This window comes from Streptomyces sp. G45 (genome assembly GCF_049542095.1).
Lineage (GTDB): Bacteria > Actinomycetota > Actinomycetes > Streptomycetales > Streptomycetaceae > Streptomyces.
This window is the reverse complement of sequence record NZ_JBMUZU010000002.1, coordinates 63,209-78,920: the sequence shown is the minus strand read 5'-3', so window position 1 is coordinate 78,920 and position 15,712 is coordinate 63,209. Positions and strand designations below refer to the sequence as shown.

The 15,712-nt window shown below is 73.2% G+C and carries 17 protein-coding genes; 10 read left to right on the top strand and 7 right to left on the bottom strand.

The window, feature by feature from the left end:
• Positions 1 to 216 precede the first annotated feature (216 nt).
• The 3 genes from ACOBQU_RS39250 (at position 217) to ACOBQU_RS39240 (ending at position 2,958) form a co-directional block, all read left to right on the top strand.
• Entirely contained in the window at positions 217 to 1,452 is a 1,236-nt protein-coding gene (locus ACOBQU_RS39250) for a cation:proton antiporter (protein WP_423635194.1), read from the top strand.
• Between the two features lie 136 nt (positions 1,453 to 1,588).
• Positions 1,589 to 2,362: an SDR family NAD(P)-dependent oxidoreductase gene (locus ACOBQU_RS39245; RefSeq protein WP_423635192.1), complete on the top strand. Its 774-nt coding sequence runs from the start codon at positions 1,589 to 1,591 to the stop codon at positions 2,360 to 2,362.
• Between the two features lie 56 nt (positions 2,363 to 2,418).
• Entirely contained in the window at positions 2,419 to 2,958 is a 540-nt protein-coding gene (locus ACOBQU_RS39240) for an adenine phosphoribosyltransferase (RefSeq protein WP_423635190.1), read from the top strand.
• Between the two features lie 98 nt (positions 2,959 to 3,056).
• Here ACOBQU_RS39240 and ACOBQU_RS39235 read toward each other — a convergent pair whose 3' ends face one another.
• The 3 genes from ACOBQU_RS39235 to ACOBQU_RS39225 are packed head-to-tail and all read right to left on the bottom strand — an operon-like array spanning position 3,057 to position 5,189.
• The gene (locus tag ACOBQU_RS39235; protein WP_423635188.1) at positions 3,057 to 3,437 is read right to left on the bottom strand and encodes a DUF1330 domain-containing protein; all 381 of its coding nucleotides are present in this window, start codon (positions 3,435 to 3,437) and stop codon (positions 3,057 to 3,059) included.
• 4 nt (positions 3,438 to 3,441) lie between these two features.
• The gene (locus tag ACOBQU_RS39230; protein ID WP_423635186.1) at positions 3,442 to 4,992 is read right to left on the bottom strand and encodes a dihydroxy-acid dehydratase; all 1,551 of its coding nucleotides are present in this window, start codon (positions 4,990 to 4,992) and stop codon (positions 3,442 to 3,444) included.
• Complete coding sequence (locus tag ACOBQU_RS39225; RefSeq protein WP_423635184.1) at positions 4,959 to 5,189, bottom strand: hypothetical protein; 231 nt, start codon at positions 5,187 to 5,189, stop codon at positions 4,959 to 4,961. Before ACOBQU_RS39225 ends, ACOBQU_RS39230 begins: the two co-directional genes overlap by 34 nt.
• Before the next feature lie 253 nt (positions 5,190 to 5,442).
• Here ACOBQU_RS39225 and mtnP point away from each other — a divergent pair, with 253 nt between their 5' ends.
• Complete coding sequence (gene mtnP, locus ACOBQU_RS39220; RefSeq protein ID WP_423635182.1) at positions 5,443 to 6,294, top strand: S-methyl-5'-thioadenosine phosphorylase; 852 nt, start codon at positions 5,443 to 5,445, stop codon at positions 6,292 to 6,294.
• A 94-nt stretch (positions 6,295 to 6,388) separates the two neighbouring features.
• Here the strand turns inward: mtnP and ACOBQU_RS39215 are convergent, their stop codons facing one another.
• On the bottom strand, positions 6,389 to 6,715 hold the full coding sequence (locus tag ACOBQU_RS39215; RefSeq protein ID WP_423635180.1) for a rhodanese-like domain-containing protein: 327 nt from the start codon (positions 6,713 to 6,715) through the stop codon (positions 6,389 to 6,391).
• 36 nt (positions 6,716 to 6,751) lie between these two features.
• Here ACOBQU_RS39215 and ACOBQU_RS39210 point away from each other — a divergent pair, with 36 nt between their 5' ends.
• From ACOBQU_RS39210 to ACOBQU_RS39190, 5 genes are all read left to right on the top strand, one after another.
• Entirely contained in the window at positions 6,752 to 7,381 is a 630-nt protein-coding gene (locus tag ACOBQU_RS39210; protein ID WP_423635178.1) for a TetR/AcrR family transcriptional regulator, read from the top strand.
• Between the two features lie 183 nt (positions 7,382 to 7,564).
• The gene (locus ACOBQU_RS39205) at positions 7,565 to 7,957 is read left to right on the top strand and encodes a hypothetical protein (protein WP_423635176.1); all 393 of its coding nucleotides are present in this window, start codon (positions 7,565 to 7,567) and stop codon (positions 7,955 to 7,957) included.
• Positions 7,958 to 8,265: 308 nt separating this feature from the next.
• Positions 8,266 to 10,299: an alkyl/aryl-sulfatase gene (locus ACOBQU_RS39200; protein ID WP_423635174.1), complete on the top strand. Its 2,034-nt coding sequence runs from the start codon at positions 8,266 to 8,268 to the stop codon at positions 10,297 to 10,299.
• A 91-nt stretch (positions 10,300 to 10,390) separates the two neighbouring features.
• Complete coding sequence (locus ACOBQU_RS39195) at positions 10,391 to 10,696, top strand: thioredoxin family protein (RefSeq protein ID WP_423635172.1); 306 nt, start codon at positions 10,391 to 10,393, stop codon at positions 10,694 to 10,696.
• Positions 10,697 to 10,951: 255 nt separating this feature from the next.
• A complete protein-coding gene (locus tag ACOBQU_RS39190; protein ID WP_423635170.1) occupies positions 10,952 to 11,761 on the top strand; it encodes a hypothetical protein in 810 nt (269 codons plus the stop codon).
• 295 nt (positions 11,762 to 12,056) lie between these two features.
• Here the strand turns inward: ACOBQU_RS39190 and ACOBQU_RS39185 are convergent, their stop codons facing one another.
• The 3 genes from ACOBQU_RS39185 to ACOBQU_RS39175 are packed head-to-tail and all read right to left on the bottom strand — an operon-like array spanning position 12,057 to position 14,726.
• Positions 12,057 to 12,794 (bottom strand): ABC transporter ATP-binding protein, encoded by a 738-nt coding sequence (locus ACOBQU_RS39185; protein ID WP_423635168.1) that lies wholly within the window; start codon positions 12,792 to 12,794, stop codon positions 12,057 to 12,059.
• 16 nt (positions 12,795 to 12,810) lie between these two features.
• Positions 12,811 to 13,395, bottom strand: a complete 585-nt coding sequence (locus ACOBQU_RS39180; protein ID WP_423635166.1) for a hypothetical protein — start codon at positions 13,393 to 13,395, stop codon at positions 12,811 to 12,813.
• Entirely contained in the window at positions 13,392 to 14,726 is a 1,335-nt protein-coding gene (locus tag ACOBQU_RS39175) for a hypothetical protein (protein ID WP_423635164.1), read from the bottom strand. The genes ACOBQU_RS39180 and ACOBQU_RS39175 overlap by 4 nt, the downstream gene beginning before the upstream one ends.
• 371 nt (positions 14,727 to 15,097) lie before the next feature.
• Between ACOBQU_RS39175 and ACOBQU_RS39170 the strand changes: the two genes are divergently transcribed.
• Positions 15,098 to 15,691: an ArsR/SmtB family transcription factor gene (locus ACOBQU_RS39170; protein WP_423635163.1), complete on the top strand. Its 594-nt coding sequence runs from the start codon at positions 15,098 to 15,100 to the stop codon at positions 15,689 to 15,691.
• The last annotated feature ends 21 nt before the right edge of the window (positions 15,692 to 15,712 follow it).

Here is a 15,712-nt window from a genome sequence, read left to right as displayed (position 1 = left end):
CGGAGTCACGGAGGCATGGATACGCGGCCTCAGTTTCGAAGGGCGAGAAGGCGCCGCGCATCGACCGGAAGGCGTATCGGTGCATGTCCCCTAGGTGCACCGGAGTCGGAGCGATATACGCACCCTTTTTGTTCCCTGCCGCAAATAGTCCGGGCTTTCGTCGGCCGATATGGTTTCCGGAATCCATTCCGGCGCATATCCCCTTCCGGAGGACTGATGGCGCTGTCCACGAATGAAATCGCGCACCTGCTGCTCGCCCTCATGGTCATCGTCCTCGCCGCGCACACCACCGGACGCCTCTTCGCCCGGCTGCGCCAACCGCCGGTGATCGGCGAGATCGTCGGCGGGCTGCTGCTCGGCCCGACGGTCGTCGGCGCGCTCGCGCCGGACGCCATGGACGCGCTCTTCCCCACGTCCGGCCCGGTCGCGGCGGGCCTGGACGTCGTCAACCAACTGGGGCTCCTCCTGCTGATGTTCCTCGCCGGTTCGGAGCTGCGTACGCAGGCCGGGCGGCGCGAGCGGCGCACGGCCGCCCTGGTCGCCACCGCCGGTCTCGCCGTGCCGTTCGCCGCGGGCATCGGCATGGCCCTGGTGATGCGCCGCGCGGACATCACGGGCCCCAACGGAACGGCGGTCACCCTCGCCCTGACGCTGGGCATCGCCACCGCGGTCGCCGCGATCCCCGTCATCTCCCGCATCCTGATGGATCTGGGCATCCAGCACACGGCCTTCGCCCGGATCGTACTCATGGTCGCGGTCATCGAGGACGCACTGCTCTACGTCGTGCTCGCCGTGGTTCTGGGCCTGGCGGCGGCCCACTCCAGCGAGGGCACCGGGCTCTGGTCGGCGGTCGGCACCGACGCGCTGCTGCCGACCACGGCCTACTACGTCGCTGTCACCCTGCTGTTCTTCGGCGTCTGCGCGCTGCGTGGGCCGCGGCTGTTCCAGTGGCTGGCGTCCCGCCCGTGGAACGTCATCGAGCGCCAGAACCCCACCGCGTTCCGGCTGGTCTTCCTGTTCGCGGGCGTCGGCTGCTGCACCGCGCTCGGCATCAACACCGTCTTCGGCGCGCTCATGGCGGGCGTCTGCGCGGCCCGCGGCGACGCGGGCAACGGCGACCTCCAGGCGGAGGGCCGGGCGCTGCACGCCTGGGACGCCATCCGGCACTTCTCGCTCGCGCTGTTCGTGCCGGTCTACTTCGCCACCGTCGGCCTGCACCTGGATCTGGTGCACCAGCTCGACCCGCTGTTCTTCGTCTGGTTCCTCGTGCTGGCCTGCGCGGTCAAGGGCGGCAGCGTCTGGCTCGCCGGTGTCCTGGCCGGTGAGACCCGCACCGTCTCCACCCGCCTCGCGCTCGCCCTCAACGCCCGGGGACGCCCGGGGTCCTGCTCGCCACGGTCACCTACGACGCGGGCATCATCAACGGCTCGTTCTTCGCCACGCTCGTCCTGATGTCGGTCGTCACCTGCCAGATCGCCGGATTCTGGCTTGAGCGCTCCTTCCGGCACGCCAGGCCGGCCGCACCACAGCCGCCGTCCGCCCCGACGCTCCGCGACAGGACCGCGGCGGACATACCTCAGGAGGTCCCGTGAACGTCCGTCCAGGCCGACTCGACGGCAAGGCCTGCCTCATCACCGGCGGCGCCCGCGGCATCGGCGAGGCCACGGCCCGGCGCTTCGTACGCGAAGGCGCACGGCTGGTGGTCAGTGACATCGACGCCGAGGCGCTCGCCGAACTCGGCAAGGCCCTCGAAGCCGAGGGCGGCGACATCCGCACCGTGGTCGGCGACGTCTCCCGCCCGGGCGACGCCCGCCGCATGGTCGCCGCCGCAGTCGACGCCTACGGCGGCCTCGACGTGCTGGTCGCCAACGCCGGGGTGATCCCGCTGCACGAGATCACCGAGGCGACCGCGGACGACTGGGACCGGGTGATGTCCGTGGACGGCCGGGGCATGTTCCTGACCTGCAAGTACGCCATCGAGGCCATGCTCGTCGGCGGGCGGGGCGCCCTGGTGCTGCTCTCCTCCATCTCCGGTCTTGCCGGACAGCGAGGGCAGAGCACCTACGGACCCGCCAAGTTCGTCGCCTCGGGCCTCACGATGCACCTCGCCGTGGAGTGGGCCGACCGAGGCATCCGGGTCAATGCGGTCGCCCCCGGTACCGTCAGGACCGACCGGGTGCGACGGCTGCCCGACGAGCCGGGCGGACCGGAGTACCTGGCCGCGATCGAGCGGCGCCACCCCCTTGGCCGCATCGGCGAGCCCGAGGAGGTCGCCGCGGCGATCTGCTTCCTCGCCTCCGACGAGGCGTCCTTCATCACCGGCACCGTCCTGCCCGTCGACGGCGGCTACCTCGCCCAGTGACCCCGCCTCCCGCACCGACGGCCCAGCCCCCTCGCCCAGCCCTCAAGGAGACCGCCATGCTCAGCACCTCGTCACTGACCGATGAACTGCGCTCCGCCATCCGCTTCGTCCCCGACTTCCCCGAGCCGGGCGTCCAGTTCCAGGACCTGACCCCCGTGTTCGGGCGGCCCGCGCTGGTGCGGCGCCTGTCCGAAGCCGTCGTCGACGCCTACGACGGCGCGTTCGACCGCGTCCTGGCCGTCGAGGCCCGCGGCTTCGTCCTCGGCACCGCGGTGGCGGCCGCCAGCGGACTGCCGCTGGCCCTGGCCCGCAAGCAGGGCAAGCTGCCGGGCCCGGTGCACCGGGCCGACTACGCGCTGGAGTACGGCACCGCGACGCTGGAACTCCAGCACGACGCCGTGGCTCCCGGCGACCGCGTCCTGATCGTCGACGACGTCCTCGCCACCGGCGGCACCCTCGCCGCGGCCGCCGAACTCGTCGCCGCCGCCGACGGCCGGGTGACCGGTCACGCCGTGATCACCTCGGTGCCGGGGCTCAGCGGAGCCGCCCGCCTGGCCCCCGCCCGCGTCCTCACCCTGCTGCCCGACCACCACTGACGCCGTACGGGAAATCCCGCACAGGAGTCCTGTACGGGATTTCCCGTACGTTCAGCCGGGCGTCGCTGGGGGTCGGCCGGGGCGCGCGGGAGGCGGACTCAGTCGCCCCACACCGTCCGCCAGGCGTCGTCCGTGGGCTGGAGCACCGCCTCCGTCAGGGACTCGGTGCGCAGGTGCGTACCGCGCTGGTACTCCTCGTCCCGCACCATCTGGGAGAAGGCCCGGCGCGAGGGGTAGGCGACCAGGAGCACCGCGTCCCAGCTCTGGCCCGCCTCGCCCACCACGGCCCGGTCCCCGAGCCCGTAGTAGAGGATCCTCGCCCCGACGCGCTCGGCGTGCGGCCGGAAGTGGCGCAGGTACGCGGCATAGCCCTGCTCCCCGCCCTCCCGGAACCGCAGCAGGTTGAGCATCGTCACCGGGGAGTCGGGACGGTCCTGCACGAACTGCTTGAGGCTCGCGCCCGTCGGGTCGACCGCCATGTTCTCATTCCTTCCCGTCAGCCCTCTCAGCCCTCTCAGTGCCTTCAGCCTTCCCTCCACCCGTGGCACGCCGTTCCCGCCACCGGCCGCGCTCGTCGCACCCCGGCACGGTGACCGCTCCCCGCGACGCGCAGGAGACGGCGTCGCGGTACTTCGCCATGACCCCCGTCGCGTACGGGGACGTCGGCGGCGCCCAGTGCCGCATGCGCTCGCTGATCTGCTGGGTCGTCAGATCGACCGAGAGCCCTCGGCTCTCCAGGTCGATCGTGACGGTGTCGCCGTTGCGCAGTGCCGCCAGCGGACCGCCGTCGGCGGCCTCGGGCGCCACGTGACCGGCCATCAACCCCCGGGTCGCGCCCGAGAAGCGGCCGTCGGTGACGAGGGCCACCGACCGGCCGAGCCCGCGCCCCACGAGCGCGGCGGTGACGCCGAGCATCTCGCGCATCCCGGGGCCGCCGCGCGGCCCCTCGTAGCGGATCACCACTACGTCACCGGCCGTGATCGCGCCGGACTGCACGGCCGCCATGGCGTCCTCCTCCGAGTCGAACACTACGGCGGGCCCCTCGATGCGCGGGGTGACCGCCGCCGACGTCTTCACCACGGCGCCGCGCGGCGCGAGGTTGCCCTTGAGGACGCACAGCCCGCCCGTGGCGCTCAGGGGCCGCTCGACGGGGCGGACCACCCGCTGTCCGGGTGTTGCCCGGCCCTCGGCCACCTCGTCCGCGACGGTGCGCCCGGTGACGGTGAGCGCCTCTCCTTCGAGCAGCCCCGCGTCGGACAGCACGCGCCCGACCAGCCGTGTCCCCCCGGCCCGGTCGAGGTGCACCGCCGTGTAGCGGCCGCTGGGGCGCAGGTCCGCGATGACCGGTGTGCGGGCGCTGATCGTGTCGAACTCCGTGATGTCCAGGGGCAGTCCCGCCTCGCGGGCGAGGGCCAGCAGGTGCAGCACCACGTTGGTGGAGCCTCCTGTGGCCACCGCCGCCGTGATGGCGTTGTGCAGCGACCGGGTGTCGAGAATTCGCCCGGGCCGCAGGTCCCGCTCGACCAGCCGCATCACCAACCGGCCCGCGGCCTCGCACACTCCGGTCTTGCGCGGGTCGGACGCCGGGGGATCCATCGACCCGAATGGGCTGAGCCCGAGGAACTCCATGGCCATCGCCATCGTGTTGGCCGTGTAGTGCCCGGCGCACGCCCCCTCACCGGGGCACGCCGCCCGCTCCATCTCCTGGAGGTCTCCGTCGTCCAGCTCCCCCGCCGCGGTGCGGCCCACCGCTTCGAAGACGTCCTGGAGGGTGATCTCGTCGCCCCTGAACAGGCCCGGGAGCATCGTGCCGGAGTAGAGGAGCAGCCCCGGTACGTCCAGGCGGACATGGGCCAGCGCGGCCGCGGGGATGGTCTTGTCGCAGCCCGCCAGGGTGACGAGTCCGTCCAGCGCGTGCCCCCGCCCGACCAGCTCGATCGAGTCCGCGATGACCTCACGGCTCACCAGCGACGTCCGCATGCCCGCGGTGCCCATGGTGATCACGTCCGATACGGCGACCGTGTTGATCTCCACCGGCGTTCCCCCGCGGCCCGTATCCCCGCCATCACGGCCTGCGCGAGGCGCCGGTGGTTGAGGTTGCACGGCATGGTGCCGATCCAGCTGTGCGCCACCCCGATCATGGGCTTCGCCAAGTCCTCGGCGGTCATGCCGGTGGCGAGCAGGGCCGCGCGCGCGGGCGCCCGGTCGCGGCCGGAAAGAAAAGAGTTCACGCGTTCCTCCGATAAGCAAAAGAGGGGTGACAGCGTGACCAACTCTCCAGGAGAATCCATCGGCACAGAAGACACGTACGGCATTCCAGCCCACAAGGGAGACGTCCCTACGTCTTTCGGTACATCAGAGCTGTTCCCGTGGTTCCTGGCCGCTGATGCCTTCCCTCAGTAGCCTCCAAAGGAACCGCGTCGCCCGTGAATTGAGGAGTGCCGTCCCGTGGCCAACAGTGTGACGTCAACGCCGGATATTCAGGTGGGAATCATCGGAGGCAGCGGGCTGTACGAGCTCGAAGACCTCATCGGAGTACGCGAGATCAGTGTGCCCACGCCGTACGGCTCCCCGAGTGACGCGCTCATCACCGGCACTCTCGCCGGGGTGGGGGTCGCGTTCCTGCCTCGTCACGGGCGCACCCACCACATCACCCCCTCGCGGCTGCCCGCCCGGGCCAACCTCTACGCGCTCAAGAGCCTCGGCGCCCGGCAGGTGATCAGCGTCAGCGCCGTGGGCAGCCTGCGCGAGGACTACCGGCCCGGGGACCTCGTGGTGCCGGACCAGATAGTGGACCGCACCCGCAGCCGCGGCGCCGCCTCGTTCTTCGACGGCGACGTCGTCGTCCACGTGCCCTTCGGCGACCCCTACTGCGCCCGGCTGCGTACCCGGCTGGCTGCCGCGGTGCGGACCGCGAGCACCGCGCGGGTGCACGAGCGGGGCACGTACTGCTGCATGGAGGGCCCGCAGTTCTCCACCCGGGCCGAGTCGGAGCTGTACCGGTCGTGGGGCATGGACGTCATCGGGATGACGGCGCTGCCGGAGGCCAAGCTCGCCCGGGAGGCCGAACTCTGCTACGCGGGGCTCTCGCTCGTTACCGACTACGACTGCTGGCGCGACGGCTACGACGACGTCAGCGCGCACAGCGTGACCCAGGTGATGAAGCAGAACAGCGTGGCCGCCAAGGCCGCCCTGGTCGCGCTGCTCGAATCCCTGGACCCGTACGAGGAGTGCCACTGCCACGGCGTTCTCGCCGACTCCGTCATCACACCGGCGAGCGAGATCCGGGCACGGCTGCGGGAGGGCGACGAACTGCTGCTCAGCAAGTACCTGTGACCGGCGGCCCGGGGCCACCCCGCGGTGGAGGCCCCGGACCCGCCCCGGCGACCGGACCCGCCCGGCGAGGGGACGGGAGCCTCCGCCGCCGACGTCAGGCGGACTCGACCGGAAGACCGGCCTCCACCCAGTCCTGGATGCCCTCGCGGTACTTGCGCACATTGGTGTAGCCGAGGGCGGTGAGCCGGTCGGCGACCTGTCCGCTGTTGGGGCACGCCGGGTTGGAGCAGTACGTGACGATCGCGGCGTCCCGGTCGGGGAGCAGGGCGTCGGCGCGGGCGTCCACGTCGGCGCGGACCAGTTCGAGCGCGCCGGGCAGGTGCTGCTTGGCGTAGTACTCGCCGCCCAGCGTGTCGAGGACGGTCACGGTGCCCGCGTCGATCGCGGCCTTCAGCTCGTCGCGCGTGATGAGTGCGGTCATGCCACTGCCTTTCAGGAATCGGACTATAGTCCGGTTGTGGCTCATGACAGTAACGGACCGCAGTCCGATTCCGCAACGCTCCTCGAACTCCTCCGCACGCCGCCGCCGAAGGAGCAGCAGCGCTCGGCGCGCAACCGCGCCGCCGTCCTTGAGGCGGCCGCCCGGCTCTTCGCCGAGCACGGGGTGGAGGCGGTCTCCATGGACCAGGTCGCGGCGGAGGCGGGGGTCGGCAAGGGCACCCTGTACCGGAGGTTCGGCGACAAGTCCGGGCTCGCCGCCGCGCTGCTCGACGCCCGCGAGCGCGTCCTCCAGGAGGCGATCCTGTACGGGCCGCCCCCGCTCGGCCCCGGCGCCCCCGCCGTGGACCGGCTCGCCGCGTTCGTCGACGCCTACCTCGACTACCTCCTGGAGAACCTGACCCTCGTCCGCACCTCCGAGACCGCCGCCGTCGGCGCCCGCTACCGCATCGGCGCCTACCGGTTCTGGCACCGCCACACCGCGATCCTGCTGGCCTCCACGCCCGACCCCGAGTACGCCGCCCACGCCCTGCTCGCCCCCCTGGCCGCCGAGCACGTGGCCGCGCTCCTGCCGGAGCTGGGGGAGCGGCGGCTGCGCGCGGGCCTGACCCGCCTCGCGACCCTGGCGGCGGCGCCGTCCGGGCCCTAGCGGCGCCGCTGCCCTGTGGGGCTCCTTGGAGGGTCAACTCCCTTGGCGGTGAAGGTGTTTCACGGGTCGTACGGCGCCCGACGGCGCCCCCGTGGTGATCCCTTCGTACGCGAACTCGCCCCGGAGCAAGGCCCGTTCTGCTTGAATGCGGCCGAGCCCGCCCCCCGCCACCGGGAGACCCGTATGCGTCGAACGCTCGCTGTGACCGCCCTCGCCGCCGGGCTGCTGCTCGCCGGGTGTTCCGACTCGTCGGACGCCGAGCCGATCAACGGGGAGTGGGCCGCGGACGGGCCGCAGCCACCGGGGTTCTCCGACTTCGGGGACCAGGCGATGATCCGCGTCAGCGACGGCGACAAGGCCGTGCTCGGTACGAAGCCGATGAGGCTGTGCGGCGACGCCAAGGTGACGGCCAAGGACGAGGAGGACGGCGAGGGCGACGCGTACCGCATCGCGTTCGACTCGCCGTGCTTCAGCGTCAACGTCCCGGGGGCCCTGGACGTCGTGGTCGACGGGGACACCCTGAAGGCCACGCCCCCGGGCTGGGGGAAGCCCTTCCGCTTCCGCCGGGCCGACTGAGCCGTACGCCTAGTACGCCTAGTACGCCTCGTAGGCCGCCTGCGCCTCATGCGTCGCGTACGCGGCGTGTGCCTCGTCCCTCTCGTACGCCGCCCAAGGGGTGGCCGGACCCCGTCGCGCGAGGGGACCCTGGCCGACTGGCTGATTCGGTGGCTTTTGGTGCCCCCTACAACCTGGCAGGGTCCGCACTGTCGGGCCCTCACGTTCCGTAGGGGACCGCTTCCCTGGAGTGACCGGCCCGGCGTGCAGACGCAACGGGGGTGCCCTGTCCGCGCCGGGCCCGCCCGGCCGAGCGAAGGGAAGGACCGTTGTCCAGTCCACCGCGCAGCCAGCCCCAGCCCCAGCCCGAGCCCCAGTCGCAGCCCGCGACGGCGTTGACCCGGGACCTGAACGCCGCCGTGGCCGTACCGCCGCCGGACCAGGACCCCGAGGCGGCCCTCGCCGCCCGGGGGCAGATCGCCGCCCTGCCAGCGGACTTCACCGTGGAGCGCGCCGACGGCGGCGCGCTCGGCGTCCCCGCGTGGAGCCTCGTCCCGTACGCGTTCCTGACCGGCGAGGCGCCCGACACCGTCAACCCCAGCCTGTGGCGCAACGCCCTGCTCAACATGAACACCGGGCTGTTCGAGGTCGTACCCGACGCCGTCTACCAGGTGAGGGGGATGGACCTGTCCAACATCTCCTTCCTGGAGGATCCCACCGGCGCCTCGCGGGAGATCGTGGTCGTCGACCCGCTGATCAGCGAGGAGTGCGCGGCGGCGGCCCTGAAGCTCTACCGGGAGCACCGCGGCGCCGACCGCGTCATCCGCGCCGTGATCTTCACCCACTCCCACCTCGACCACTACGGCGGCGTCCTCGGCCTGTTCGCGGACCGGCGCCTGCCCGAGGGCGTGGACGTCATCGCCCCGGAGGGGTTCCTGGAGCACTCGGTGAGCGAGAACGTCTACGCCGGGAACGCCATGCAGCGCCGCGCGCTGTTCATGTACGGCGCGCTGCTGGAACGCTCCGCGCGGGGCCAGGTCGACGCCGGGCTCGGCAAGTACAACTCCGCCGGTCTCGCGGGCCTGCTGCCGCCGACGTACACCGTCACCGCCGAGACCGCCAAGCCCGGCCACGTGGTCGCGTTCGGGCCGGTGAACCTGGAGTTCCAGCTCACCCCGGGCACCGAGGCCCCGGCGGAGCTGAACTTCTACCTGCCGGACGTCAGGGCCCTGTGCATGGCGGAGAACGCCACGCCCACCCTGCACAACCTCTACAGCCTGCGCGGCGCCCAGGTCCGCGACGCCAAGGCCTGGTCGGACTACCTCAACGAGTCCGTCGAGTGGTACGGCGAACGCTCGGACACGCTGTTCGCCAGCCACTTCTGGCCCCGGTGGAAGAGCGACGGCGGCAACGAGATCACCGACTTCCTCACCAGCCAGGCCGACCTGTACCGCTACCTCCACGACCAGTCGCTGCGGCTCGCCAACCACGGCCGTACCATGACCGAGATCGCCGAGGACCTCGACGCCCACGTCCCGCGCGGCCTCGCGGAGCGGTGGTTCAACCGCGGCTACTACGGCACCGTCAACCACGACATCAAGGCCGTCTACCAGCGCTACCTCGGCTGGTACGACGGCAACGCCGCGCACCTGCACGCCCTGCCGCCCGAGCAGGCCGGGCCCCGCTACGTCGAGGCGATGGGCGGCGCCAAGAAGGTCGTGCGGCTGGCCCGGGCGGCCTTCGACGACGCCAAGACCGCCGAGGACTACCGGTGGGCGGCCGAACTCCTCAGCCACGCCGTGTTCGCCGACCCCACCGACACCGACGCCCGCGCGCTGGAGGCCGCCGTCCTCGAACAGCTCGGCTACCAGGCCGAGAGCGGCCCGTGGCGCAACTTCTACCTCGCCGCCGCCCACGAGCTGCGCACCCGGCCCGCCGACGGCACCCCGCCCGGGCTGCCGTCGCCGCAGATCATCACCCAGCCCGTCCTGGAGGCGATGCCGCTGCGGATGCTCTTCGACTACCTCGGCATCCGCCTCAACGGCCCGCGCGCCGCCGCCCACGCGCTCACCCTGGGCTTCCGGATCACCGACGGCCTGCCCGACGACCCCGCCTGGTGCGCGGTCCGGCTCCGCAACGGCGTCCTGGCGTACACGCCGGGCCCCTTCGACCCCGAGCCCGCCAACGCCACGTACGCCGTCACCCGCGCGGGCCTCAACCGCCTCACCATCGGCGAGGCCACCCCCGACCAGCTCGTGGCGGAGGGCGCCCTGACCGTCACCACCGGCACGCTGGAGCCGCTGGACACCCTCAACGGGCTCCTGGAGACCTTCGCGTACTGGTTCGGCCTCGCCACGCCCTGACCGACCCCGCATCAGGAATCAGGGGCGGCGGCCGACCGCCGCCCCACCGTTCCTACAGAGGAGAGTTCCCCTGAGCGACACCGTCGTCGACGTGACCGACGCGGACTTCGAGCCGAAGGTCGTCAAGGCGTCCGGGCCCGTCCTCGCGGTCTTCCGCGCCGAGTGGAGCGGCGTGTGCCGGGCCCTCGACCCGATCCTGGCCGACGTGGCCAAGGAGTACGCGGGCCGCCTGACCGTGGCCCGGCTCGACATCGACCGCAGCCCCGAGACGCCGCCGAAGTACAACGTCACCGCCATCCCCACCCTGTACGTCTTCAAGGGCGGAAAGATCGTCGGCACCCGGATCGGGCCGTCCTCCAAGGGCAACGTGGTCGAGCTGATCACCCCTCACCTGTAGCGCCGTACGCCTCCGTCCGGCCGGGGCGGCGGAACCGGGTCCGCCGCCTTCGCGGGCGGCCGCCTTCGCGGGTCCGCCGCCTTCGCGGGTCGGCCATTGGAAGGCGAGGAAACGTTTCTGCCGTTTCCGGGGTGCCGGAGGGCGGGACATGACCGCGGGGGCCGGGTGTGCCGGTGCCCGGCCGTCCCGCCGCCGGGGCGCGCCGCCCTCGTGCCCCGCCGCCCGCCGCCCGCTCCTCCCGGAGGTGACCGTCCGTTGTCCTCGTCATCCGTCCTCGTCATCGTCGTCGCCGTACTCGCCCTGCTCGCGGGCATCGCGGCGAACCGCTTCCTGCGGCCCCGGCTGACCAGTGAGGACGACGACACAGGCATGGCGGTCAAGGACCTCGTCGGCCCCCTGCTGACGCTGACCGTGCTGCTGCTCGCGTTCGTCCTGGTCACCGCCTCCAGCTCCTACGGCAAGGCCGAGACCGCCGCCCGGGGCGAGGCCCGTGCCCTGGACCAGCTCACCGAGGCCGCCGAGTACGCGCCCGACGCGCAGCGGGCGCGCATCCAGGCCGACGCCGTCTGCTACGCCCGGGCCGTGCGCGCCCAGGAGTGGCCCGCCATGTCCGACGGCGACGGCTCATCCGCTCCCAGCGTGTGGTCCACCGACGTGCGCCGCGCCTTCCGCGACCTCCAGGGCAAGCCCGCCTTCGGCATGCTCGTCGCCGCCGACAACAAGCGCTCCGACGAACGCGAGGAACGCCTCACCCAGGCCACCGCCAGCATCCCCAGCCCCATCTTCTGGTTCCTGCTGGCCACCCTGACCATCACCGTCGTGGCCCTCGGCATCTGCCTGCCCCGCCGCAACAACCGCGGGCAGCTCCTCACCCTCACCGTGATCACCGCCCTGCTCGCCACGATGCTGTGCGTCATCCGGGACGTGGACCGGCCCTTCGGCGGCATCATCGACGTCAAGCCCACCGCGATCACCGAGGCCGAACGCCAGGCCGCCCGCGACCTCGCCCGCCACACCACCGACCCCCTGCCCTGCGACGACGAGGGCGACCGCCGCACCGCCTGACGCCGTTCACGCCCCGGGAGGCCGGACGCCCCAGCCCGTGTCGGGGCGCTCTCCGCAGACGCGAGGGGCCACGGGGCCCGGGGCCGGGCGCGGGGGAGGAGTCATCGCCATGGCTCCACCCTCACGTAGCGCACCCGCCCCGGAATCACCCCCCAGTCGGGTCCTGGTCCACCGCACGGTGGACCAGGACCCGCCCCTCAGGGACGATGCGCGGCCGCCCCGCGCCCCGCCCACCGGCGCCGCGACCGGCCACCGCCGACCCGCGCGCCCGGTCGCTTCGGTCGCTGGCGCCCGCTCAGCCGGGCCGTGCGGCCAGCGCTCCGTACGCGGCCTCGGCGCGCCGCGCCTCGGGGGTCCCGGCGGGGGCGTGGGCGAGGAAGGCGGCGGTGGTGCCGGTGAAGCCGACGCGCCCGTCGCCCAGCACGGTGACGTGGTGGGTCTCTTCGGCGAGGTCGCCCACGTCGTGCGTGGACATCAGCACCCGTACGTCACCGGTGACGAGGGTGAGGACCAGCTCGCGGAAGACGCGGCGCTGCGTGGGGTCCATTCCGGCGGTCGGCTCGTCCAGGAGCAGCACGGTGGCGCGGTGGACGAGCGCGGCGGCGACGCCGACCCGGCGCAGCTGCCCGCCCGAGAGCTGGGCGGTCCGCACGTCGGCGCGGTCGGCGAGTTCGACCCGGGCGAGCGCCTCCAGGGCCGCGGTCCAGGCGTCGGCGCGGCTCATGCCCTTGAGCCAGCCGGTGTAGGCGACCTGCTCGCGTGCGGTGAGCCCGGTCATGGCGGTGATGGTCTGCGGCATCCAGGCGACGGCGCGGCGGTACTCCCGGCCGCGGGAGGAGTGCGGGCCGAGGCGCACCTCGCCCGCCGTGGGGCGGGTGACTCCGGCGGCGAGCCGGAGCAGGGTCGACTTTCCGGCGCCGTTGGGGCCGAGCAGCACGGTGAAGCCGTCCGGGACGGTAAGGGTCAGGCGGTCGAGGACCGCGGGCTTGCGGCGCCCGTAGGCGTAGGAGCACGCGTCGAACTGGATCGGCATGGGGGAGAGTTCCTCCTTACGGGCGGGGCCGGTGACGGGCGTGGGCGACCAGACCGGCGGCGAAGACGACGAGCGCGGCCCCCAGGGCGGGCACGTCCGCGGGCGGCCGAGGCAGGACCGTCCAGGCGTGGGCCTGGTGGAACTGGTCGAAGCCGACGAAGGCCACGGTGAGCACCCAGCCGACCGGCACGGCCGCGGCTCCCTGGGGCGCGACGGTGTGGACCAGGAGCGTCAGCCCGGTCAGGAACAGCGTGTTGCGGCCGACCGACCAGGCGTCGTCGCCGCCGGACACCTGCCCCACGACGCAGCCGACCGCGGTGGCGCAGGCACCGGCGAGGAGCGTGAGCGCCGTGTCGTACGAGGACACCCGCCGACACGCGGCCGCCTCGCCCTCCACCAGGCGGGACGTGAGGCTCACGAGGAGTCCCGAGGTGAGCGGCACGGGGGCGAGCAGCAGGACCGGCACGTCGTTCGCCCCGCCGACCAGCAGCGAAGGGAACTCGACGGTGGCCCCGTGGAGTACGGCGACGATCACGGCGTACCCGGCCAGGCACGGCACGACCACGGGCGCGACGCGCCGGGCCTTGAACCACCAGATCACCGTCGGTCGCCCTTCCCCGCGCCCGCGCCCCCGCACGCCGTGGCCCGCTCCCGCTGGAACCAGGCGGCCTGCCCGGCCGGGGTCAGCGTCCGCGCCTCGGCGACCCGGTGCCGCATGGCCGCCAGCACCGCGCCGGGGCGGGCGAACTGCTGCACCTCCTGCCGCTGCCGGGCGAGGTAGCGCCGGTCGGCGCTGACGACGGTCGCCGCCCACAGCACGGCCGAGCGGGACCTGACGAGGTCGGTGCGCGCGCAGGGAAAGCGGACCGACTGGCGTACGACGCCGAGCCGCACCGCCTCGGGCTGTGCCGCCCCGGACAGCGGCAGCCACCACTGGCGGCCGGTCGAGCGGGTGCCGGACCGCCCGGTGCCCAGCGTGTCGTTGACCGCGTCGGGCATCCGCACGTCGACCCCGGCCCGCCGCAGCGCGGTGACGGCTCCGACGACGTCCTGCCGCAGGGCCGCCACGTCGGCGTCCGCGGCCCGGGGCACGCAGACACGCGGGTGGCTGCCCGCGCACTCCAGCGGCGCGTGGTTCGCCGACAGCGGCCCGACGGCGCCCCACGTGTGCACCTGGGCCACGCAGGCGGCCACGACCGCGGCGGCCGTGCCGCCCGCGAGGACCCGTAACGCGCCCCGCGCCCACCGCGCCCGCAACGGCACCCAGGCCACCGCGCAGAACACCGCGATCGCCCCGGTGAACGCCAGGTGCGGCCACAGCACGGTGAACGGGACCAGCTCGCCGAACCCCAGCCCGCTGGAGTACTGCCCGGACAGGTGCCGCGGCCACAACCGCTCGCCGTCGGACGCCGACCAGCCCACCAGGTAGAGCACGGCCGCGCCCAGCAGCGGTGCCGCGATCACCCGGTGCACCCACAGGCCGACCGTGAACCCGATCGTCGTGTGCGCCCCGACCAGGAACCAGCCCATCCCCAGCAGGGGCAGCGAGTTCACCGTCGGCCAGGTCCGGGTCTCGGCCAGCGCCATGGCGACGGGCAGCGCGAGCATCGCCCAGCCGACCACGACCCCGGGCAGCAGCGCCTCGGCCGCGACCCGGTACCGCGACCTGGCCGGGGCCAGCCCCCACACCCCGTCCTTCCTCAACCGCCCCGCCTCCCACGCGCCCAGCGCGGCGGCCACGGCATAGGCGAACCAGAAGTACGGGTCCAACGCCCGCGCCACCACCGCGGGCGCCCACGCCGGTCCGTCGACGAGCGCCGTGTAACCGGGCTCCTCGTGCAGGGACTTGAAGAAGTACAGCAGGACGACGGCCAGACACACCGGCGCCAGCCACAGGGCACCACTGGTGCGCCAACGAGCGAGGGGTCTCACGAAACGGACTCCGAGAACGAAGAGGGCCGCCCCGCCCCCGCGTACGGGGGGCGACACGGCGACGATGCGAGATCAACGACCAGTCGCAGAACGCCCCACACCCACCCCCCTCACGCCCCCACACAGCCCCGGGCCCTCGTCGTCTCCACGGACCTTGCCGCTCACAAAGAAGCGATCTCCGCCCGTCGGGTTGCACCGCGCGCCCCGCATTCCACCGCCGCCCGCGCGGTAGCCCCCATGCCCCCGCAGCTCTCGTGCCCCCGCCCCCCCTCCAACTCGACCACTCCCAGGGGCTGTTGGCGATCCGGCGCGGTCTGCGCGGTCTGAAGCACTTATTGCGAAGTTTTCGCTTCACATCTACGGTGAGGCGCATGCGACCCGAGCGCGAACCGGAGAGGATCACCGACCTGGCACGCCTGCGGGCGTTCATGAACCCGCTGCGCATGCGGCTCTACCGGATGCTGTACGCGGCTGGCACCGCGACCGCCTCCCAGCTCGCCGAGCGCGTCGACGAGACGCCGTCGCTGGTCAGCTACCACCTGCGCAAGCTCGCCGAGCACGGCTTCGTGACCGAGGCGGACGACGCGGGCTCCGACGGCCGCGAGCGGTGGTGGCGGGTGGCGTCCGAGGACGGCTGGGGCTTTCGCGACTCGGACTTCGCGGACACGCCCGAGGGGGCCGCCGCGGTCGGCGCGGTGACCCGCGGCCTGTTCGACATTCGCGCCGCCCAGTACCGCACCTACCTCGACCAGCGGGCCGCCTGGGGCGAGGCGTGGACCGACGCGGCCTTCAGCTCCGAGTGGCTGCTCGACCTCACCCCGGACGAACTGAACGAGATGAGCGACGAGTTGGAGGAGGTGGCCCGGCGCTGGCGCGAGCGCGGCAAGGCCGCGAGGGCGGCCGGTGACACCGACGCCCGCGAGCACGTCTCCGTGCACCTGTACGGCTTCCCCTTCCGTCCCTGAGCGGCCCCGGCCCCGGCCCGA